Origin of the sequence: Muriicola sp. E247 (assembly GCF_041358175.1) — a bacterium.
Lineage (GTDB): Bacteria > Bacteroidota > Bacteroidia > Flavobacteriales > Flavobacteriaceae > Muriicola.
In genome coordinates, this window is record NZ_JBGKBE010000001.1 from 674,703 (window position 1) to 697,199 (window position 22,497).

The window sequence follows — 22,497 nt, forward strand, 5'->3', positions numbered from 1 at the left end:
CTCGATTATTACAGGCGGTATCGCAATCCGGCAAAGGCACGGATTCCCTGGTTGGGCCCATAGACATAGGTAGGATCGAAGGTAAGGGCATAAGGGTTATCAGGCGTGGCTACCACGTTTCCATTGGAGTCATATGTCACATTTTTATCAAATGGATCATTTGCTCTGGCGATTATAAACGGTGCACTTTTAGCAGGCGTCCAGTCGAGTATATTTTTAATGCCACCATATATCTCAAATCCCTTTAGTCCCGAGTAAGTGAATTGGATATTCTGAATACTCCAGCTAGGGGAATATTCACTCCGCGGATCCAACTCTCCCAGAAGGGGGAGACGCATGGGGCCATAGAGGTTGCCGGTATAATCCAGTGCCAGGTCGATGGATCTAATGTTGTATGAAACACTCCAGGTACCTGTAAATTGTTCGGTAAGGAGCTGCCTGGTTTTTATCCCGTTTTCAGTGCTGGTCACATCCATAAGTGTTCCTCCTACTAAAAATTTTAGTCCGTTGGGTAGTGCCAGGTCGATATTCGCACTTATTCCCCTGGATATAGAATTACCATCGAGATTGTCATAAATGATCTGATCTGTATTCGTTTCGTAATCCGGGATGATCCTGTTTGTAAAATAAGTGTAAAACGCTGAGGTATCCAGATTGAGGTACAGTCCGTTAAAACTGTATATTTTTTTTGAATAATTCAGATTTACATTGTAAGATCGTTCAGGATCAAGCGCTTCGGCAATTACCACCTCTCTGGCACCGGTTAATGCCGCGTGGTCTTCGGTAAATAAATTAACTACCCTGAATCCTGTACCGGCATTTAATCTGAACATATCAGAATCTGAAAGTTTCCATTTGTAGGCTAGCCTGGGGGTAAAAATAACGCCATGCCTTTGGTCGAAATCAAGTCTTGATCCTAATAGCAATGAATGATCTTCTCCAAGGCTTATCTGATCCTGTGCAAACAAGCTGGGAATCCATACCTTATCAGGCTCAGTCTGATTTACATTTGACGTGGCAGGAGTATTGTCATCGTAATAATTGTAACGAAGGGAGGTGCCTAATAGCAAGTCGTGTGATTTGAATGTCGGTCCCCAGGTAAGTTGACCAAATCCGATTCGCTGATCAGCCAGATATGTGGTAGTACCGTATACCGAATTCTGATTGTGATTCGTATAGGAGAAGGAGAGCATCAGGGGTTCATCAAACGGTAACTGGTATTTTCCCAGTACTTCCCATCTGTTGGTGTAGATACTTTCCCCATAGATCTGATCTCCTCCTCTGAACTCAGGGGTCCACTGCATTTCACCTCCCCATCTATCTTCGTACAGGTACCTTCCCGCAAGGGAAAACATCCGTTGGTTAGAACGCTGGAAATTCCATTTTTGAAATAGGGAAATCCGGTTTTGAAGGGTGACGTCTGTAAAATTGTCGTTATTGTTATCAATAGGGATGTTGTAATTGAAATAGTTTAATCCCAACAACAGGGTAGTCTTATCTCCAAGGGCAATTTTAGAGCCTACATCCAGGTTGTATTCTCCCCAGCCGGTCATAAATCCATCTGCTTCCAGTTCAGGCGCTTCCGGAGGATGTTTTGTGATTACATTGATGAGTCCGCCTACCGCCTCACTTCCATATAGAGAAGAGGCGGGACCTTTAACTACTTCAACCTGGGAAATCAGGGAGTTAGGAATACCCGACAAGCCGTAAACGGTTCCCAGGCCACTGATAATGGGCATGCCGTCAATAAGGACTAAGGTATAAGGCCCTTCTAAACCATTGATGTGTATATCTCCGGTATTACATACATTGCAATTTACCTGAGGCCTTACCCCGTTGACATTGGCCAGGGCTTCAAAGACATTCGGGGTTGGATTTTTACTGAGAAAAGCGGGGGAATAAACTTCTACAGGAACCGGACTTGCCAGTCGGCGCACCGGTTTTAAAGTGCCACTCACTACAATATCATCGAGATTTTCTACAGAGGGAATGAGTTCAATATCGAGCTTGAGATTCTCGTTCTCTGATAAGATTACTTCTGTTCTAAACCCTTCAAAACCTATTGCTGAGGCCATGAGTTGATATTTTCCGGGCTGCAAATTCTCAAGTATATAAGTGCCATCCGCCGTACCTGAGGTCCCGATATTTGTATTTTTTAATCGAATATTTACAAAGGGAACAGGCTCATTCTCAGCGTATATAGTACCGTAGATACTCGATTCCTGACTATGTCCCTGAAAATATATGCAGAGCAGAAAGGAAAAGAGGAACAAATACTTTGATGGCCAATGGTACCTCATGGGAGTATCTAAAATTTAGACAAATCTAAAAATATGTTTTTACAAATAAAAATGTATTTTTGTTCGAGGACAAAAGAAATGACCCAATCTGAAGAAAATTACTTAAAGGCCATTTATCATCTTGGAAAATCCAAAACCGGGGTGATATCTACCAATGCAATTGCTGAAGAGATGCAGACCAAGCCTTCTTCAGTAACAGATATGGTAAAGAAATTGGCTGATAAGGGTCTGTTGAACTACAAGAGATACCAGGGTGTATCGCTTACCTCAGATGGAAAGCAGAAAGCCCTTTCCGTAATTAGAAAGCACCGGCTGTGGGAAACATTTCTTGTGGAAAAACTGAATTTTAACTGGGATGAGGTACATGAGATCGCAGAACAGCTCGAGCATATCCAAAGTGAAAAACTGATCGATGAACTCGATCGATTTCTCGCTTTTCCCAAAGTAGATCCTCATGGAGATCCGATTCCTGACAAGAATGGAGAACTGGAACCACGCCAGTCTAAACTCCTGAGTAATCTGGACACCGACAGTAGTTGTATCTGTATAGGCGTGAAGGATTCTTCCTCATCCTTCTTGCGATATCTGGATAAGAACCAGATTGCTCTGGGAGATAAAATACGTATCCTGGAAAAGGAAGATTTTGACAATTCGGTACACGTACAAATAGGGAACCGGAAACTTCATCTTTCCCATGTGATAGCTTCTAATTTAATTGTCACTTAACTGGAATTATAATGGAACAGGTAATTTCTTATTTCGAATCAATTAATCCCGTTTTGGCTGCGTTCTATGCCACTTTGTTTACCTGGGGGCTTACTGCCCTGGGGGCTTCCCTTGTTTTTTTATTTAAATCGATGAACAGGGCTCTTTTAGACGGAATGCTGGGATTCACCGGGGGTGTGATGGTCGCTGCAAGTTTCTGGAGTCTTCTGGCGCCCGGAATAGAAATGAGTCCCGGGGAAGGATTTGAAAAGGTCATTCCTGCAGCTGTAGGATTTTTGTTAGGTGCGGCTTTTATATACGGACTCGATAAAATATTGCCTCATGTTCATATTAACTTTAAGAAACCGGAAGGGATTAAAACTCCCTGGCACAGGACGACCTTGCTCACCCTGGCAATAACCTTACATAATATTCCGGAAGGTTTGGCGGTTGGGGTATTATTCGGAGGAGTTGCAGCAGGATTTGAAGGTGCCAATATTGGCGGGGCAGTAGCTCTTGCTCTGGGGATTGGTCTTCAAAATTTCCCTGAAGGTTTTGCGGTTGCAATGCCCCTTCGAAGACAGGGCCTGAGCAGGTTTAAGAGTTTCGCCTACGGGCAGGCATCCGCCATTGTGGAGCCTATAGCTGCTGTTCTGGGAGCATGGGCTGTACTAACATTTCAACCGATATTACCTTATGCCCTTTCCTTTGCCGCAGGCGCAATGATCTTTGTAGTTGTTGAGGAAGTGATCCCTGAAACTCAGCTCGACAAATACACCGATATCGCTACCATGGGGTTTATAGGCGGTTTTATTATCATGATGGCTTTAGATGTTGGCCTCGGCTAACCCCTAGTTAAAATTCGGAAGCGATAAGCGAAAACGCCCCTTTCACCAAAAAAGTAGCTTCTTTATCTTTTGCTGCGGTAAGTTCAACTGCCGAATAACCTTCGTGACGATACTCGCTTTCTACCCTTAGCTGCTCAAATACATACTTGTCCTGATCCTCCGAAATCAATTTCAATGCATAAACTACATTGTCAATTTCAGCCAGAGCTTCGGTAGGTAATGCAGGTTTTTGTGCCTCAGAGGTTTCTATCTTAGCCTCCACGAACATCCCGGTAAGAAATCGATGGTCTTCTTCATCTTTTAAATGTGCGTGGACCCGTACTGTTCTGTTTTCCTCAATATGTGTGCCGATCAGATATACTTCAGCTCCAAAGTTGTCACTAGATGCCTCAGGGATAGTAAATACTATATTCTGCCCTATTTTTAAGGCCATGATGTCTTTTTCAAAAACCTGTAATTCGAGGTGGATATGGTCATTATCTGTGATTTCCAGAATTTCATCTGCCGGAGAGACATACATTCCTTTTGAAACATGCATCTTGGTTACGCTGCCCGAAATAGGAGCATAAATGTTTAGAACCGACCTTATGTTTCCTGCTTCAACCTGGGAAATAGGAATATTGAGCATGATCAATTTTTGCCTCAGGCCATTGTAAAGGGCCAGTTTTCCTTTGTAATCGCTTTCTGCTTTCAGGAAATTCTTTTGCGAAGTGATGTTTTCTTCCATTAATTGTTTCTGGCGTTGAAATTCGGCCTGCAAAAATCCGAGTTGTTGTTTGGCTTCCAGATAATTCTGCTGGAGGGTAATAAACTCAGGATTTTCAAGTGTAAGCAATACTTGTCCTTTCTTAACCATATCTCCTATAAGCAAGGGCGTCTCTTTGATATACCCACCCATAAGAGCACTGACTACAGCTTTGTTCTGTGGAGGGACTTCAATCATACCTGTTGCCTGTATAAGGGCAGGGAAAGGCTTGATCTCTATTTGGCCAAGTGCCATTTCTGAAGCCTGAAACTGTTCTTTTGAGACTGTGATAGTCAAATCTTCTTTTGTATCACTCGATTCTTTTTCCTCTGTATTATTTCTGCATGCGAACAGGAATAAAAGGATCAACAGGGGGGTAATTTTATATACTTTAAGTACCATAGTCTTGAATTATAGGGTTAAATAATTGATCTCGATGATGGTTTGATTATACTCATTAAGGCTATCGAGATAGTTAATCATTATTTCATATGCGTTTTCGATACTTTGTATGTATTGGAAAAAATCGATCTCCCCGCTTCTGTAGCTTTTCGAAGCGGTTTTAAGAATTTCTTCTGAAAGGGCCTTACCCTCCTCTTCGTAATACAATAAAGCTTTTTTGTTCTGATTAAAATTTCCCTGCAGTACTTTTAAACGGGTACTCAACTGAAGCTCGTATTCCCTGCTCTGTGCAGCGAAAGCCTCCTTTTCAAGAGTTGAAGCTTTTATTTTTGAGGCCTGTCCGCCAAATAATAAAGGTATTTTCAATCCGATGAGATACCCGGTAAGATTATCATCCAGGGTGGCGTTTGAACCCTGAAAATACGTCAGGCCAATATCCGGCAATAGCTTTTGCCGCTCCAATCGATTTTCTGCTTTTAAAAGCTGAGCCTTATCGCGGTAGAATGCCAGTTCTGGCAGTTCTTCCAGGCTTGGATTTGCAAGTATCATTTTCTTTTCGGGTTCTTCCAGGATAAGTACACTGTCTGGTATTTGAAGGGTCTGTTGCAACCTTCTATAGGCTTGCCTGACATCTTCTTCAGCCTTGTTCTTCCGTATGATGATCTGTCGTTGTTTGGCTGTTGCCGTCACCTTTTCAAGGTAATTAGTTTCTCCTAGTTCAAAACGTCGTTTAGCCGCATAGCCAAAATCCCTGTACAAGCTATCGAGTTGATCGTAAATGATTTCCTTTTGTCTTTTGATCTGATAATCATAATAGGCCTTGGTAAGATCCCGGATGACCTTTTTCCTCCCAATTTCATAGGAATCCTGTTCTAGGTTAAAGGCCCTGTTTCTGACATTTCTTTGAGCTCCGTAAACCGTGGGAAATTGAAAATCCTGTTTAATTCCAAAGACGTCAATAGGGAAACCATTTTCTGCTATATTATTTTGATCGTAAGAATAATAGATCTCGGTTTTATCAAAACTAAAGGCAGTGCCTCTTAGTGCCTCAGACTTTTCAAGTTGCAGAAAGGAAGCCTGCAGACCTGCATTGTTCTCCAGGGCAAGCGGGATTAAACTTTCCAAATTCATGGGGCTCGACTGCCCATGACCGTTGAATGCCATTAAAACAAAAATTAACCCCAGGAATTTTGAAGCAGATACTTTGCCATTTTTCTTCCCCTTTGTTTTAACTCTGCTGTAAATTGAATACAAGACAGGGAGGACCACCAGGGTGAGCAGGGTAGCAGAAACAAGTCCGCCAATTACAACGGTAGCCAGAGGTCTTTGAACTTCAGCCCCCGCATTGGTAGAGATGGCCATAGGCAAGAATCCAAGAGCAGCGGCAGAAGCAGTAAGCAACACAGGACGGAGCCTGTCTTTTGTTCCTTGTTTTATTAGTGTTTCCATATCCCTGAAATCTTGATTTTTTAATTCTTTAAAATGTTCGATCAGGACTATTCCATTTAGGACGGCAATACCGAAGAGGGCAATAAAACCGATTCCTGCTGAAATACTGAAAGGCATATCCCTGAGCCATAACAAAAAGACGCCCCCTATGGCCGCCAGCGGAATCGCAGAATAGATCAACAGGGCTTCTTTGAAAGATCGAAAAGTAAAGTAGAGCAGGATAAAAATCAGCATTAGAGCAATGGGGACTGCCACTAATAGTCGAGCCTTGGCACTTTGTAAATTCTCAAATTGACCCCCATAACTGATGGTATACCCTACCGGTAGAGATATATTTGTTTCTATCAATTCCCGAACATCATCCACTACAGATTGCAGGTCGCGGTTCCTTACGTTGATCCCTACTACAATCCTTCGCTGACTATTGTCTCTTGAGATTTTCGCTGCTTCCTTCTGATAAGAAATATCGGCTAGCTGAGAAAGGGGGATTTTCCCTCCATTGGGAAGATCCACATATAGGTTCCGCAGGTCTTCAATCCCACTTCTTTGCTCCTGCCTGAGACGAACTACCAAATCAAATTTCTTTTCCCCTTCAAATACACTGCCAACGATATTGCCTGAGAAACCCGTGGAGATCATTTTATTCAAATCGTCAATATTCAGGCCGAAACGGGCTATTTTCGAACGGTCGTAGGCAACATTCATTTGAGGGAGTCCGGCGATCTTTTCCACAGTGATGTCGGCCGCGCCTTCAACGTCAGAGATAAGGGATTTGATCTCTTCTCCCTTTTTACTGAGCACGTTGAGGTCTTCACCAAATATTTTAATGGCAATATCGGCCCTAACCCCGGTGATCAGTTCATTAAAACGCATTTCAATAGGCTGGGTAAATTCGATCTGCATCCCAGGGATGATAGACAAGGCTTCTTTAAACTTTTCCGCCAGTTCATCCTTGGTTTTTGCAACTTTCCAGGTACGGATAGGATGAAGGACGATGATCACATCACTTTCTTCCATTGACATTGGATCTGTGGGCACCTCTGCGGCTCCAATACGTGTTACTACTTGTTTTACTTCGGAAAATTGTTCGAGTAAAATCTTTTCTATGCGGGTGGTGATTTCCACAGTCTCACTTAAGGAAGTCCCGGTTTTAAGAACAGGCTGAATCACAAAATCTCCTTCGTCTAAAGTGGGCACAAATTCAGCACCCATCCTGGAAAAAAGAAATACGGTCAATATCAACAGTCCGACTGCAATACTCAGGACAAGTTTTTTCTTTTGAAGGGCCCAGTGCAGAACCGGGTTATAATAGGACTGCAAGCTATCCATGAGGCGGGTGGAAATATTTTTTTTACTTGCCTTTGAGGGTTTCAGAAACAAAGAAGACACTACGGGGACATAAGTAAGACACAGGATAATGGCTCCAATGAGGGCGAAGCTAAAGGTGAGTGCCATCGGTTTAAACATCTTACCTTCCACTCCGCTTAAAGAAAGGATAGGGATAAAGACGATCAGAATGATCAATTGACCGAAAATAGCAGAATTCATCATCCTGCTGGCTCCATCCTTCACAATGTCATCTTTTAAATGCTGTTGACCTTCCCTGGGTAAACTCTGGAATTGCGAATGTTTTTTAGTGATTTGAAAAGCGATGAATTCAACGATGATTACTGCGCCGTCGATGATGATTCCAAAATCGATGGCTCCAAGACTCATCAGGTTGGCATCAACACCAAACAGATACATCATGGATAATGCAAATAAGAGGCTGAGGGGAATAATAGAAGCAACAACCAACCCGGATCGGAAATTTCCCAGGAGCAGGACGACGACAAAAATAACGATCAGACATCCGAAGATCAGATTTTCAGTAACCGTTGCGGTGGTTCTGCTAATCAGTTCGCTGCGATCAAGAAAAGCATTGATATAAACTCCTTCAGGGAGAGAGCCGGAAATACTTGCAACCCGGGCCTTAACGGCTTCTATGACCTTTTTGGAATTGGCGTTTTTCAGCATCATTACCTGCCCGAGAACTTTTTCTCCTTCTCCATTACCGGTAATAGCCCCAAAACGCAAGGCATTCCCGAAACCTACTTCAGCTATATCTTTGATCAGTATCGGGATTCCATCTTTGTTATCTACTACCACAGACTCAAGATCTTCAAGAGAGCCTATCAGTCCTTCTCCCCTGATGAAGTAGGCCTGGTTTTCTCTTTCGATATATCCTCCCCCGGTAACACTGTTGTTTTTCTCTAAGGCTTCAAAAACGTCAGCCGCAGAAATATCCATCGCATTCAGCTTCCGGGTGTTAATCGCGATTTCATATTGTTTTAGTTTGCCACCCCAGGTATTTACTTCAACCACTCCCGGGATTCCGGAGAGTTTTCGTTTTACGATCCAGTCCTGAATAGTTCGCAAATCGGTAGGGGAGTAGCGGCCTTTATAAGCGGGCTCAACCTCAAGGGTATATTGAAAAATCTCTCCTAATCCGGTAGAAATGGGTCCCATTTCGGGGCTTCCAAACCCTTTGGGAATTTTTTCTGAAGCCGATTTTATCTTTTCTGCGATCAATTGCCTGGGTAAGTAGGTCCCCATTGCATCTTCAAACACTATGGTCACCACAGATAAGCCAAATTTAGATACAGACCTGATCTCTTTTACCCCGGGGAGGTTGACCATCTCAAGTTCTACAGGATAGGTGATAAACTTTTCCATTTCCCGTGTAGACAAACTGGTGGAGGTTGTGATGACCTGTACCTGATTATTCGTCACGTCGGGGACAGCGCCAATCGGGATCTGTGTCAGGGAAAATAAACCGTAGCCAATATTTAACAATACCAGGAGAAGGATAAGGTACTTGTTGCGGATACTAAAATTAATTATAGAGGATAGCATGATGAGCTGATATATTGACAAACGCATTAAATACTATGACGCATTTAATGATCTGATTTAAATTGACATAAAAGTTAGATAGCTCTGAAGGAAATGTCGGGCAAAAGATAAAGATCAGATGTGTCTCGGTGGCTGAAATATCCCGGAAGCAAAACCAGAAGAATCACTTTGCAGATAATAAAAGTTCTCTGCTTTTTCAGTGCTTACTTCTATTTTTTCGTCGGGAAGAAAGTTGGTAACAATGACAAAGGCATTTACGAGATGATGTGTGCACGAATGATTCTGAAAAGGAAGATTTTCGTGTTCCTTTTGCTCCTCCTGATGGTTCTTTTCGTGTTCTCCCTTGAGTTCTCCGTAGTGTTTTGAGATAAAGACTAATAGCGAGTCGCCGTATTGTTCTTTATGGAAGCTGGCGTGCTCCAGGAATTCGTCTAATTGTGCCAGTTCCCCCAGGCTAATATTAAAGCTCTGGAATAAAATCAAAAAAGCCGATACAATCGAGAAGAATTTCATGGCTACCACACTCTTCTCAAAGATACCAAATTTACAGTAATCTCCCGCTAGTCTTCATCATCTTCACTTCCCTCTTGAAGTGCTTTGTAGGGAATATTGTTTATGATATACTCAAGGGCCTGAATTCTGGCTTCCGTTTTCCGGTTGGCTTCTATGACAATCCATGGAGACTGTTTGAGGTCGGTATGCTCAAACATCTTTAATTTAAATTCGGTATAGGTATCCCATAATTCCTGCGCTTTGCGGTCAACGGGAGTCAGTTTCCAGCGTTTTAACGGACTAGACTGAATTTCTTTAAATCGCCTTGCCTGTTCTTCTTTGGTAATGGAAAAGTAAAATTTGATAAGGTGGATTCCCGAGTCCATGATCATGTGTTCAAAGCTGTTTACCTGCTCCATAAAGCTGCGGTATTGCGACTTTGTACAAAATCCGTTAACAGGTTCAACAACGGCGCGGTTGTACCAACTCCTGTCAAAAAAGACCATTTCACCTGGTTTGGGGAGTTGATTTACATAGCGTTGAAAATACCACTGTCCCTGTTCCTCGATTGTTGGCTTCGGAAGGGCAACTATCCTGAAATGACGGGGATTAATATGTTCGGTGATTCTCCTGATAGCACCGCCTTTTCCGGCGGCATCACGGCCTTCAAAGATAACCACTACCTTCTTGTTTTTCTCAATTACCCAATTTTGTAATTTGATGACCTCAGCCTGGAGTTCATGGAATTTTAATTCATTTTTAACCAATCGAAGCGCTTTGTCAATATTGGGTTTTTTATCTGCAAGTAATAATTGCAACCCCATAGGGCTATTAAGCAATTGCAAATCTTCCTCACTCAGATCAATCTTCCTGGCAGTTCCTTTCCTCATGGTTTAAATATCAATTTGTTCTATCTGCCTGAAGTAACGTTGTACTACGTTGGGATCGGGCAGAATTGTGGTTTGGGAATTTTGAGCAGAAGAATAATCAAACTGGGATAAAACATATCGCATACTCTCCAGCCTTGCTGTTTTCTTACTATTGGCTTTTACAATGATCCAGGGACTGAAGGTAGAATGTGTTTTGGAAAACATATGCTCTTTGTAATAAGTATACTTGTCCCAGAGCTCCTGTCCTTTTTGATCTACCGGACTGAATTTCCATTTTTTCAGGGGATTAAGCAGTCGTGATTCCATTCTCTTCTTTTGTTCTTTTTTGGATATGGAAAACCAGAATTTAATGATTTTCACCCCATCCTCATAGAGCATGTGCTCAAATCCCGGAACCTGAACCATAAATTGATTGTATTCCTGTTGATTGCAGAATCCCATAACTGGTTCCACAACCGCCCTGTTATACCAGCTCCTGTCAAAGAGTACTATTTCTCCAGGATTGGGAAGTTCCTTGATATATCTTCGAAAATACCATTGTCCTCTCTCAACATCAGTCGGTTTTGATAGGGCGACAACACGCGTAGATCTGGGATTGAGATGTTGTTTAAATCTTTTGATTGCTCCGCCCTTCCCGGCTGCGTCTCGACCTTCAAAAATGATGGCTACTCTGATTCCCTCTTTCTTAACCCATTGCTGAAAATTTACCATTTCGATCTGCAACAATCGCAACTCTTCTTCATATCTCAGATTTCGAAGCGCTTTCTGGACGGGCATCTCTTTTTTCAAGGCAATTCCAATAAGGTCTTTTCTCTTCTTCGCCTCTGTCAGGTCTTCTATGGTGTACATAAATTGGGTAGGAGATTAAAATTAATGGGATTATTTCAGGCTCAACCTCAATTTTGGACCTGCTCTCGACCCTAAAGATACTGTTTTTGAGTTTTTTTCAAAGGTAGCGTCTCTGATTTGTATTACACCAAAACAGCCCTCTTAGCCTAAACCTTCTTCTTGCTTTACTGGTACCTATTGATTATGTTTAACGGTCAATTCTACCCTTATGAAAAATTCTGCCATTATCTTTTGTTTCCTTTTGATTTGCCTGGATGTGACAACGGGCTATTCCCAGAAAAAACCATTTGACTATCTCGATGTTTTCGATCTGCAGTATGTCTCCGATCCTCAGATTTCACCTGATGGAAACTGGATTGTATACAGGCGGATGGGGTTCGATATTATGACCGATCGCGCGAAGGGGAACCTTTGGATGATCAGAAAAGATGGTAGCGGGCACCAGAAACTCACCTCCAGAGAAGTGTCTGAAACCAGCCCGAGGTGGTCTCCGAACGGAGACCGGATCGCTTTTGTAAGTAGTACCGATGAGGGATCCGAAATATATATGTACTGGATAAGTACAGGTAAATTTGCCCGAATCTCCCAACTGCCAGCCAGCCCTTCTTCCCTAGCTTGGTCGCCAAAGGGGGATCAATTGGCCTTTTCGATGAACATTCCAAAAAAACCTCCTGTGCTCGCGAAGATGCCGGAGAAGCCCAAAGGGGCCAAATGGGCAGAATCGCCCAGAATCACAGACCGGGTTTATCACGAAGCAGACGGGAGGGGATACATTGAACCTGGATTCAATCATTTATTTGTAATTCCTGCAAGCGGCGGTTCTCCCAGACAATTGACGGAAGGAGATTATCAGCACCGAGGGACACTTTCCTGGTCTGCCGAAGGAGAAGAACTCTTTTTCTCTGCAAACAGGAGTGAAAACTGGGAGTATGATTTCAGAAACAGTGAAATCTATTCCGTAAATATTCAGAATGGAAAGATCAGACAACTTACAACAAGGCAGGGTCCCGACCGAGGTCCTGCTGTATCACCAGACGGAAACACCCTAGCCTTTTCCGGTTATGAAGACCAGGTACAGGCATACCAGGTAAGTCGGTTGCAACTAATGAACTTCAATGGGGAAAATAAAAGGAGTATTTCTCAAAACCTCGACAGGGATATTGATGACTATATATGGGATTCAAAAGGAAATGGACTTTACGTTATGTATGACGACAAAGGAAACACAAAAATTGGCCATATGTCCCCCAACGGAACTCTAAAGCAGCTGGTGGGAGATGTAGGTGGAACCTCTATCGGAAGACCCTATGGGGGTGGTTCTTTTAGTGTTTCCGGGAACGGGACCATCGCATTTACCCAGACCCGACCTGAATACCCGGCAGAATTAGCGGTTTATGATCCGAAGAAGGGAACTACTACAAAAATAACAGACCTCAATGGACCCTTATTCGATTTTAGAGAACTGGGCAAGGTGGAGGAAATCTGGTACAAATCATCTTATGACCAGCGCGACCTGCAGGGATGGGTAGTTTACCCTCCCGCTTATGATCCTGGTAAAAAATATCCCTTCCTGGTTGAAAATCACGGTGGCCCGATCTCGAATTATGGCGACAGGTTTACTGCCGAGATTCAACTTTACGCTGCTGACGGATATATAGTCTTTTATCCAAATGCCAGGGGGAGTACCAGTTACGGAGAGGAATTTGGGAATCTGCTCTACAACAATTACCCGGGCCAGGATTATGACGATGTTATGGACGGGGTAAATTATTGTATTGCCAAAGGAATTGCCCATGAGGATCAGTTATTTGTTACCGGAGGAAGTGCGGGGGGAATTATGACCGCTTGGATTATTGGGAAGAACAACAGATTTGAAGCAGCCGTGGTAGCCAAGCCGGTTATGAACTGGATCAGTAAGACCCTTGTTGCAGACAATTATTTTGGCTATGCAAATTCTCGCTATCCCGGGCAGCCCTGGGAAAATTTTGAAGGATATTGGAAGTTTTCTCCACTTTCTCTCGTAGGTCAGGTTGAAACCCCAACTATGGTACTGGTGGGGATGGATGACCTGCGGACCCCTCCAAGTGAAGCCAAGCAATTATACCACGCCCTGAAATTGAGAAAAATTGAGACGGTACTGGTGGAAATCCCCGGAGCAAGTCATGGTATCGCAAACAAACCCAGCAATCTTATCACCAAGGTTGCACATACTCTGGCCTGGCTCAATAAATACCGAACCTCTGAGAAAGAATAAATGGCTATTCGGAAAAGACACTGGCTCTGGAACACGCTTATCGCTCTTACCATAGTGATATGTCTGGCTGCCTTTATCTTGCATTCCAAAAATTGGATAAGGCAGGAAGAAGGCGGATTTACCCTTATTTCCGGATTCTACTACTCTGAGATACGCTATGACAGTATCGAAAAAGTCAGTATGGTCCCCAGGATACCTGAGATGAAAAGAGAGAGCGGCTTTTCTGCCTGGGCGATAGAAAAAGGAATCTTCAGGGATACAGTACAAGGTCTGGAGGGCATCAGGGTGTACGTAGATAACTTAAAAAATCCTAAGATTATCTTAGAACAGGGAGGATCACCTCCGATTTACTTTAATTTTAAAGACTCTCTTGAAACGGTATTGTTTTATGATAAGCTAATAGAAGATCTTAAAAAAAAGGAGGCGGAAAATTGAGATTTGATCCTGCATAATAGATAAGGGATTACTTTTTTGTTTTTAAATAAAAAATTTCCTGGTTTTAAAATACTTTTGCAGACCATAATCAGTTTAGAATAGAGAAATTTAGAATCTATGGTAAAATTATTGAGACTCGGTTTTTTCCTGCTTCCCTTTCTGGGCATGTCGCAAAATGAACTTATCATAGATGTGCAGGGGGTACAGTCTTCCAATGGCAATATAAATGTTGCTGTGTATAATCATGCGGATGGATTTCTCAAATTTGAAGGTGTTTACATCTCAGACAGCACTCGTGCTACGGCAGGTCACACTCAGATAAAAATCAACAATCTGCCGAGTGGAGAATATGCGCTGGCCGTTTTCCACGACGAAAATGGAAATAATATCCTCGATACGAACTGGTTGGGAATCCCCAAGGAACCTGTAGGTTTTTCTAACTCCCGGATGAAGACTTTCGGTCCTCCGAGCTTTAAAGAATGTTCTTTCAGGCTTTCCTCAAATCAGGAGGTCAAAATCAGTTTATAATTCCTAATTTTTGCTCTTCTCATATCCCGGAGGACGCATCCACCTCACCGGAGCTTCCGGCTCTGGCATCATTTTAAATTCCTGAGTTTTGAGTAGTCTCATTGCTTCTTCAATGCTTTTTTCCAGTTGTGGATCATGCCCTTCCAACACCATTTTTGGATCCTGAATGACTTCAATATCCGGTGCAATTCCTTCACCTTCAACGGCCCATTCCCCGTTCGCATCATAGAATCCCCCACGAGGGGCCACCATACGGCCACCATCTATAAATCTCGGGGTATCCCAGGTGCCTACCAGGCCTCCCCATGTCCTTGTACCTATAAGGGGTCCTAAATTCTTTACTTTAAACATATAGGGCAAAAGATCTCCTCCTGAACCAGCCCTTTCATTGATGATCATTACCTTGGGGCCCCAAATTCCTGCAATGGGGGTTGTCCAGGGTCTGTTGTCATTGGTTTTACTATTGAAATAACCCACTAAGGTACGGTCCATAATATCAATCATATAGTCGGCTGCAGAGCCTCCCCCGTTATTGCGTTCGTCAATGATTACGCCTTTCTTGTCTTGCTGGGCGAAATAGTAGCGGTTAAAATATTCAAATCCCCTTCCCCCCGTATTTGGAACATATACATAAGCCAGTTTTCCTTCTGACAAGGCATCAACTTTTTTGCGATTTCCTTCGATCCAATCCATAGTCCTCAACATATATTCATTGCTTACAGGTTTAATCAAGATCTCTTTTGCATCTTTCAATTCGGTACCCGAAGCAACGCTCAGGAGAGTTTCCCTTCCTGCCGTTTGTTCTAATAAACTATATGGATTTACATCTGATGTGAGGGGTTTGCCGTTTATGGCCAGAATATAATCCCCAACTTTTACATCAATACCGGGCAAGTGTAAGGGAGCATTCAGTCCGGGATTATACAATTCTCCGGAATATATCTTAGTGATACGATAGTGCCCTCCAGAAATTTCCAGGTCGCATCCTAATAAACCAACTGGTACATCGTCTATATCAGGGAGGTCACCTCCGGAAACATAAGAGTGGCCAATGGCGACTTCCCCGCTCATGATATCAACCACGTAGTTAAGATCGGTACGGTGACGCACATGATTTATCCAGGGGGAATACCATTCGTAGATAAGGTTCCATGGAGCACCGTGCACATTGTCCACATAGAGGAAATCGCGCATAAAGCGCCATCCTTCTTTAAAGATCTGATGATATTCTGCCCTGGGATCAACCTGTACTTTGATGTTGGTATCGAGCTTGCCCTCGCTGTTTTTAAAATCTCCCTTGGTTTCCGAAATATACCAGGAGCCATTTTGTTTCACCAATACGCTCTTCCTGTCTGAGGACGAGACGAGGTCGGATATATTCGTCCCAAAATCCTCCGCCTTCATTTCCTTCACATCGTATGTATGGATTTTTAGGTTGGGTTGATTAGGTACGTTTTCGGCTATGAACACCTTATGTTCAGGCCCTGTTTCCATGAACACATAGTTTCGATCCTCCAATTTGAGCGGGATAATTCGGGAGTAGATTCCCTCGGCATCTATCCGGACATTGACTTTTTTTTCCACATCTTCCTCCTTGCCCTTCTTTTTGTCGCCGTCCTTTTTTGCGGGTGGTAAGGAAGTATTCACTTCTTCTTCATCAGAAGTAGGAAGGTTTGGAGCCTTGCCGTCTGATGCAAGTACCAAAGCATATAAACTTCGGGTCACTTGTGGATCGTATGAACTCATGTCTAACCAACCCGATTGCAAACCGTAATTGGTACTTGCCAGAAAATAGAGGTATTCCCCTCCTTCATCCCAGACCGGACTTATCGCATCTGCCATGCCGTCGGTGAGCTGGATTTCTTTTTTCTCCTGCACATCATAGGCAAAAATCGCCTTAAAATGGCTATTCAATTGCTTGGAATAGGCTATCCAGCGACTATCCGGTGACCATAAGGGATTCATGGTTCGGTTAGGGTGGGCGTATCGGTCTGTAGCTACTTTCTGGACATTGCCTGAGTTCAGGGATATAACCCAGACATTGTAATCCGTATCAGAATAGGCGATATAATTCCCATCAGGTGACCAATCAGGTTCAAAGTAGAAAGTAGGATTGGGAAGGGGGTAGCTCCTTGGATTACTTCCCTCCTGATCTGAGACGACCAATTGATATTCCCCGCTCTCATCTGAGAACCAGGCGATCTTATCCCCTTTGGGAGACCAAACCGGATAACGGTCGGCCACTCCGGGGGAATTTGTGAGATTTCGGTAGGTGCCCTTCTCCTTTGGGACACTGATAATCTCCCCACGATATTCAAAAAGAGCCCTTTTCCCTGTAGGAGACAGGTTTGCATGGCTGAGGTCATTCCCTTTGACTTCCTCCCATCTGGGGCGGGCAAAGTTCATATCTCCTTTAACCTCGATAATCAATTGTTGGGTGGAATTGTCTGAAGGATTCAGCAAATGAAGATATCCACCCTGGTCATAGACGATTCGGCCTGGTCCGGCATCCAGGCTTTTTACGTCAAATTTTTTGTGAAAGGTATGCTGTTTTTCTTCCCCGGACGCAGGGTCATAAGACCAGATATTGCTGGCCAGATCGCGCTCGGAAAGGTAGAAAACCTTGTTTTGAAACCAAACAGGATCAAGGTGACGTTCCTTTGTGGGTTGAGGTGTCCTTTGGAGCTCTCCTGTAGCCAGTTCAACTATCCAGACAGGCATGGCCTGCCCACCGCGGTAATTCCTCCATTCAGGATCCCAGAAAGTGATAGGTGTATAGGCAGCATATTTGCCATCGGGGGAAATCTCCCCGTAGGCCGCTCTCGGGATATTTATAGCTGTTGGAAATCCGCCATCAGGAGATACTTTGTATAGTTTGTTGGTTTGGGTAGGCCTGGCTTCTCTGGCCGATCGGAATAAGATCTCACCATCCGGGGTCCAGCCCTGAACAACATCCGCTCCCGGATGCCAGGTAAGCCTTTTTGGTTCCCCTCCCGAAACGGGTATGATATAGACATCGCTATTACCATCGTATTCTGCAGTAAAAGCGATCCGGGAACCATCATTGGAAAAATGTGGTGAGAATTCATATCCCTCATTGCTGGTCAGCCGTTGGGCATGCCCCCCATTGGCAGATACTTTCCACAGATCGTTTGCGTACACAAAAACAATATCCGAGCCTGATAGTGTCGGTTGCCTCAGGAGTTGTGTTCCCTGAGCTGAAATAGTTGTAGAAATGAGGAAGAACAGAAGCAGATTTAGTGTTTTCATGGGATATGATTTATCCTATGAAAGTAGAGAAAAAAGACGAGCTAATCAATCCCTATTGATCATCATCAGATCTGCATAATGCTCAATAAATGTGAAGAAGAATAATATGATTTTAAAATCTATTTCGTAGTGATCCTGATAACCCCATTCGCTCCTCTTGCGCCATATTCAGAAGCATCGGCACCGTAAAGGGCTTCTATTTCTGCAACGTTGACGTTGTCGACAATTTGATCAATGCTCTTAAAAGAAGTGCCCACAATATATCCGTTAAGGACATAAAGAGGTTCCTGAGAACCTTCCAAAAGCATAGAATTATTGGCTTTATTAAAGAATGGAATACCCCCTTTAACAACAACTCCTGGTAAACGTCTAATTTGGTTTAGTAAAGAGATGGTAACCCTGTTTTTATCGTCTAATGATTTTTCCAGAGAAACGCCGGAATCCCCGGTCTTCTTAGCGGGTCCGCAAGCAGTGAAGGCAAACAGGCCTAAACAGAATAATAAGATAAATTGTTTCATAAAATCAGCGTAATTCAGAGCCATGAAGATATGGTATTCCTTAGAGCTGTCCTATTTTTTGATCAAATGTCCTCAGAAACGAATGATTATATTTGGCAAAAATAACACACATGATATTACTGGTACAGGTAACAGGAGCCTTGCTTGGATTGTTGGCCGTTTTATTTGGAGCTTTCGGGGCCCATGTTCTGAAAAAATCCCTTTCGGAAGAATTATTGAAGAGCTTCGAAACCGGAGTGAATTACCAGATGTACCACGCCATTTTACTGGTAGTACTGGGATTTAATCTCGGATTCACCACGCCTTTGGAAACCTATATGGCCTATTGTTTTATTTTTGGAACCCTCCTTTTTTCTTTTAGCATTTACGGACTTTGTCTATCAGGTGCAAAGGGGAGGAAATGGAAATTTTTGGGTCCCGTCACCCCTATTGGTGGCTTGCTTTTACTGGCCGGATGGGCAATGCTTTTCTATTCCTTTATCGCGCACATTGTGTAGGGTCAATGACAGCCACAATCATCTTCCCCGCATGGAGAAGACGACTTCTTCCCAGACCACAGCTTTTTTGGCAACAGAAATTTGTTGACCAGATAAGCCAGGGCGATAAAAAGTACCAGGTAAACCAGAACTGATTGAATACTCATATTTTACTTCAATATTTGATAAGCCAGTAAGGCTACAAGATACGCAAAAACGCTCATAAAAACGAGCTGTGCCAGGGGCCATTTCCAGCTATTGGTCTCCCGTTGTACAATCGCCAATGTGCTCATGCATTGCATGGCAAAGGCGTAAAATAGAAGAAGTGAAATACCCGAAGCCAGGTTGAATAAAGGTTGGTCTGTCTCAGAATTTACTTCTGCTGCCATCCTATTCTTGATGGTTTCTTCTTCGTCATTACCAACACTGTAAATGGTTGCAAGTGTCCCCACAAACACTTCTCTTGCCGCAAAAGAAGTAAGTACAGCAATGCCGATCTTCCAGTCGTATCCCAAAGGCCTTACGATGGGTTCAATGGCTTTACCGATATTACCGATGTACGAATTCTCGAGTTTAAAACTGGCGATCTCCTGCTTAACAGCTCTCTCTTCAAATACTTTTTGCCGGGCTATGAGGGAATCCTGAATTTGTGCGGGACTAATCGTGGACAGGGAATCAAGGGAAGCTTTATAGGCCGCAATCTTCTGTTGCATCGCGGCTTTATTATAGGGGGTATAGCCCTCTTCAGAGATCCGTTTTTGCACGAGGGTATCAGCCTCTGAAAAACGATCTGAAATACCATTAGACCCCAGAAACCATAGTACTATGGAGATGGCAAGAATAATTTTCCCTGCTCCATAAACAAAACTCTTTGTCTTCTCAATTACCGTTATCGCCACATTTTTTAGCAATGGCAATTTATAGTTGGGCATTTCTATCACGAAGAAAGTCCGACTTTTAATCTTCAGTACTTTATGCAGAATCATGGCAGAAAATATGGCTGCCATAAATCCAAGGGCGTATAAAAGCATCAGGGTGAGGGCCTGATAACTGAGGCCAATAAACCTGCCTTCAGGGATCACCAGGGCGATAATGATAAGGTAAACGGGCAGTCGGGCTGAACAAGTAGTAAAAGGCGTGACCAGTATAGTAATCAGGCGTTCCTTCCAATTCTCGATATTTCGCGTTGCCATAACAGCCGGTATTGCACAAGCCGTTCCTGAAATAAGGGGAACCACACTTTTTCCGCTTAGTCCGAAGGGCCGCATTACCCTGTCCATGAGAAAAACAACCCTGCTCATATAACCCGATTCCTCCAGAAGAGCTATAAACAGGAATAAAAATGCGATTTGAGGGATAAAAATCACGATACCCCCAATCCCGGCCAGGATACCTTCCGCAAGCAAATCGGTAAAGACCCCCGGGGGCAGCGTATCTTTAATCCACTCACTTCCAGCGGCAAATTGCTCATCAATAAAATCCATAGGATAGCTACTCCAGTCGTAAATGGCCTGGAAGATGGTAAGAAGGATCAGAAAGAAGATCAGATAGCCGTAAACCTTATGTGTAAGAATCTTATCTAATGTTGCCCTGAATCCCTTGGCCGCCTTCAGGTCAACCTTATAGGCTTCCTTTAAAATCCCATTGATAAACTGGTACCTTAGGATGGTTTCTTTTTGCTGAAGTCGTTTTAGCTCGGATTTTGATTTTGTGCTGAAGTTACTTCGGTCCTGAATGCGTTTTTTTTCAATCGGCATAAAGTTGACATCCTGGGTGATTACAAGCCAAAGTTTATACAGATCCTCGTTGGGGAAGGTCTTTTTTAGACGATCAAAATAATCCGGGGCAATTACCGTGGTGTCAACATTAGGTTTGCTCGATAAGTTTTTATAATCGGCAATCAATTCCTTGATCTTATCAATCCCGGTATTTTTTCGCATACTTACCAGGGCAACTTTTGTATCCAGTTTCTCTTCCAGTAAAGAAACGTCGAGGGATATCCCTTTTCTCGACATTCGGTCTGCCATATTGATCACAAGGATAGTAGGTATTCTCAGGTCCTTGATCTGTGTAAAGAGTAGGAGGTTTCGTTTGAGGTTTTCCACATCGCTGATCACTACAGCGACATCGGGAAAGTCTTTGTCATTGCGGTTCAGCAGTAATTCAACGACTACGCTTTCATCCAGGGAAGTCGTGTTAAGGCTATAGGTTCCCGGGAGGTCTAATATGTGGGCTTTTACTCCCCTGGGTAGTTTACAAACCCCTTCTTTTTTTTCTACTGTGATCCCCGGGTAATTTCCAACCTTTTGTTTCAGTCCGGTAAGCTGATTAAACACAGAGGTTTTCCCGGTGTTTGGATTTCCAATAAGTGCAACGTTGATACTCTTGCTCATGAGGGATTAGGCGTCTTCAATGATGTCGAGGGATATCAGGCGGGCGGTAGACCTCCTGATGGCAATATGTGAACCATTGACGTTGATATAGATGGGATCTTTAAAAGGGGCTATCTGAACCATTTCAATTTCATTGCCCGGAAGGCAGCCCAGTTCAAGGAGTTTTATAGGAAGGACATCATCGGCAAATTCCTTGATAATTCCACGTTGTCCCCTTTTTAAATCTACAACGGTATGGTCCAATTTTTATTTAGATTGATTTTAAGTAAGCACAAAAATAGTGGAAAAAAATAGAATAAGGAGGGTGAATTAACGGAACTTTTTTATTCTGCGTAAGATGCTTTCAGGATGTTTAGATCGTTAAGCAATTTTTCTATTTCCTCAGGGTTTGTGCCATCATAAGTTCCCCGGATTCTTTTTTCCTTGTCTACCAGGATGAAATTTTCTGTATGTATCATGTCATAGGGCCCTCCGTCTCCATCAGACTTTACAGCCAGATAGGACTTCCTCGCGAGGTTGTAGATCTGTTTTTTATCTCCCGTTACCAGGTTCCATTTTTTGTCAATGACCCCTTTTTCCAGGGCGTATTTTTTAAGTTGGGGTACGGAATCGATTACAGGTGTTACCGAATGACTTAAAAGCAGCACTTCATCATCTTCGAGAATCTCATTTTGGATGGTAACCATATTTTCTGTCATAATTGGGCATATGGTTGGGCAAGTAGTGAAAAAGAAATCTGCCACATAGATTTTGTCCCTGTAGTTTTCCTGAGTGATGGTGTCTCCATTTTGATTAACCAGAGAAAAGTCGGCAATAGTATGGTACTTCCTGACAAATTGAACCGAGTCGTCTACCAGTTCGGGATTAAAATCGGCAGGCTGGTACACCGGCAGTGCTTTCTGTGGCTTAAGGGCGTTGTAAAAAAGATAGACTATAACCGCAGAAATACCCAATAAAACAATGCCCAGAAATCTGAATTTTTTAAAGAACTGCCGCATTATAGTTTTTTACAAAGGTACTGCAGCGAAAACTGTCAATCAATAATCGT

18 protein-coding genes are annotated in these 22,497 nt (G+C 43.2%); 6 read left to right on the plus strand and 12 right to left on the minus strand.

Annotation, left to right across the window (positions count from 1 at the left end; all coding sequences use genetic code 11):
• Positions 1–8: 8 nt before the first annotated feature.
• The gene (locus ACA086_RS02990; RefSeq protein WP_371001867.1) at positions 9–2,300 is read right to left on the minus strand and encodes a TonB-dependent receptor domain-containing protein; all 2,292 of its coding nucleotides are present in this window, start codon (positions 2,298–2,300) and stop codon (positions 9–11) included.
• 78 nt (positions 2,301–2,378) lie between these two features.
• On the opposite strand from ACA086_RS02990, the gene ACA086_RS02995 reads away from it, so the two are divergent.
• Positions 2,379–3,026, plus strand: coding sequence for a metal-dependent transcriptional regulator (locus tag ACA086_RS02995; RefSeq protein ID WP_371001962.1), 648 nt, complete (start codon positions 2,379–2,381; stop codon positions 3,024–3,026).
• Positions 3,027–3,037: 11 nt separating this feature from the next.
• Complete coding sequence (locus ACA086_RS03000; protein WP_371001868.1) at positions 3,038–3,853, plus strand: ZIP family metal transporter; 816 nt, start codon at positions 3,038–3,040, stop codon at positions 3,851–3,853.
• A gap of 7 nt (positions 3,854–3,860) precedes the next feature.
• On the opposite strand, the gene ACA086_RS03005 is transcribed toward ACA086_RS03000, so the two are convergent.
• The 5 genes from ACA086_RS03005 to ppk2 (ACA086_RS03025) form a co-directional block, all read right to left on the minus strand.
• Positions 3,861–5,000 carry an efflux RND transporter periplasmic adaptor subunit gene (locus ACA086_RS03005; protein ID WP_371001869.1) on the minus strand — a complete coding sequence of 380 codons (1,140 nt, stop codon included), beginning with the start codon at positions 4,998–5,000 and terminating at the stop codon, positions 3,861–3,863.
• Positions 5,001–5,009: 9 nt separating this feature from the next.
• The gene (locus tag ACA086_RS03010; RefSeq protein ID WP_371001870.1) at positions 5,010–9,344 is read right to left on the minus strand and encodes a CusA/CzcA family heavy metal efflux RND transporter; all 4,335 of its coding nucleotides are present in this window, start codon (positions 9,342–9,344) and stop codon (positions 5,010–5,012) included.
• Between the two features lie 114 nt (positions 9,345–9,458).
• Complete coding sequence (locus ACA086_RS03015; RefSeq protein ID WP_371001871.1) at positions 9,459–9,857, minus strand: hypothetical protein; 399 nt, start codon at positions 9,855–9,857, stop codon at positions 9,459–9,461.
• A gap of 47 nt (positions 9,858–9,904) precedes the next feature.
• Positions 9,905–10,726 carry a polyphosphate kinase 2 gene (gene ppk2, locus ACA086_RS03020; protein WP_371001872.1) on the minus strand — a complete coding sequence of 274 codons (822 nt, stop codon included), beginning with the start codon at positions 10,724–10,726 and terminating at the stop codon, positions 9,905–9,907.
• A 3-nt stretch (positions 10,727–10,729) separates the two neighbouring features.
• Entirely contained in the window at positions 10,730–11,575 is an 846-nt protein-coding gene (gene ppk2, locus ACA086_RS03025; RefSeq protein WP_371001873.1) for a polyphosphate kinase 2, read from the minus strand.
• Positions 11,576–11,783: 208 nt separating this feature from the next.
• Between ppk2 (ACA086_RS03025) and ACA086_RS03030 the strand changes: the two genes are divergently transcribed.
• From ACA086_RS03030 to ACA086_RS03040, 3 genes are all read left to right on the plus strand, one after another.
• Positions 11,784–13,829 (plus strand): prolyl oligopeptidase family serine peptidase, encoded by a 2,046-nt coding sequence (locus tag ACA086_RS03030; RefSeq protein WP_371001874.1) that lies wholly within the window; start codon positions 11,784–11,786, stop codon positions 13,827–13,829.
• The gene (locus ACA086_RS03035) at positions 13,830–14,264 is read left to right on the plus strand and encodes a hypothetical protein (protein ID WP_371001875.1); all 435 of its coding nucleotides are present in this window, start codon (positions 13,830–13,832) and stop codon (positions 14,262–14,264) included.
• A gap of 117 nt (positions 14,265–14,381) precedes the next feature.
• Positions 14,382–14,792 carry a DUF2141 domain-containing protein gene (locus ACA086_RS03040; protein WP_371001876.1) on the plus strand — a complete coding sequence of 137 codons (411 nt, stop codon included), beginning with the start codon at positions 14,382–14,384 and terminating at the stop codon, positions 14,790–14,792.
• 3 nt (positions 14,793–14,795) lie between these two features.
• On the opposite strand, the gene ACA086_RS03045 is transcribed toward ACA086_RS03040, so the two are convergent.
• On the minus strand, positions 14,796–18,062 hold the full coding sequence (locus tag ACA086_RS03045; protein ID WP_371001877.1) for a PDZ domain-containing protein: 3,267 nt from the start codon (positions 18,060–18,062) through the stop codon (positions 14,796–14,798).
• A gap of 119 nt (positions 18,063–18,181) precedes the next feature.
• Positions 18,182–18,580 (minus strand): TonB-dependent receptor, encoded by a 399-nt coding sequence (locus ACA086_RS03050; RefSeq protein WP_371001878.1) that lies wholly within the window; start codon positions 18,578–18,580, stop codon positions 18,182–18,184.
• A gap of 110 nt (positions 18,581–18,690) precedes the next feature.
• On the opposite strand from ACA086_RS03050, the gene ACA086_RS03055 reads away from it, so the two are divergent.
• Entirely contained in the window at positions 18,691–19,077 is a 387-nt protein-coding gene (locus ACA086_RS03055; RefSeq protein WP_371001879.1) for a DUF423 domain-containing protein, read from the plus strand.
• A gap of 2 nt (positions 19,078–19,079) precedes the next feature.
• On the opposite strand, the gene ACA086_RS03060 is transcribed toward ACA086_RS03055, so the two are convergent.
• The 4 genes from ACA086_RS03060 to ACA086_RS03075 all read right to left on the minus strand — a co-directional run bounded on the left by ACA086_RS03060 (position 19,080) and on the right by ACA086_RS03075 (position 22,447).
• On the minus strand, positions 19,080–19,223 hold the full coding sequence (locus ACA086_RS03060; protein WP_369747708.1) for a hypothetical protein: 144 nt from the start codon (positions 19,221–19,223) through the stop codon (positions 19,080–19,082).
• Between the two features lie 3 nt (positions 19,224–19,226).
• Positions 19,227–21,449 (minus strand): ferrous iron transport protein B, encoded by a 2,223-nt coding sequence (gene feoB / locus ACA086_RS03065; protein WP_371001880.1) that lies wholly within the window; start codon positions 21,447–21,449, stop codon positions 19,227–19,229.
• Positions 21,450–21,455: 6 nt separating this feature from the next.
• Entirely contained in the window at positions 21,456–21,692 is a 237-nt protein-coding gene (locus tag ACA086_RS03070; RefSeq protein WP_369747706.1) for a ferrous iron transport protein A, read from the minus strand.
• Positions 21,693–21,772: 80 nt separating this feature from the next.
• On the minus strand, positions 21,773–22,447 hold the full coding sequence (locus ACA086_RS03075; RefSeq protein WP_371001881.1) for an SCO family protein: 675 nt from the start codon (positions 22,445–22,447) through the stop codon (positions 21,773–21,775).
• Positions 22,448–22,497: the final 50 nt, after the last annotated feature.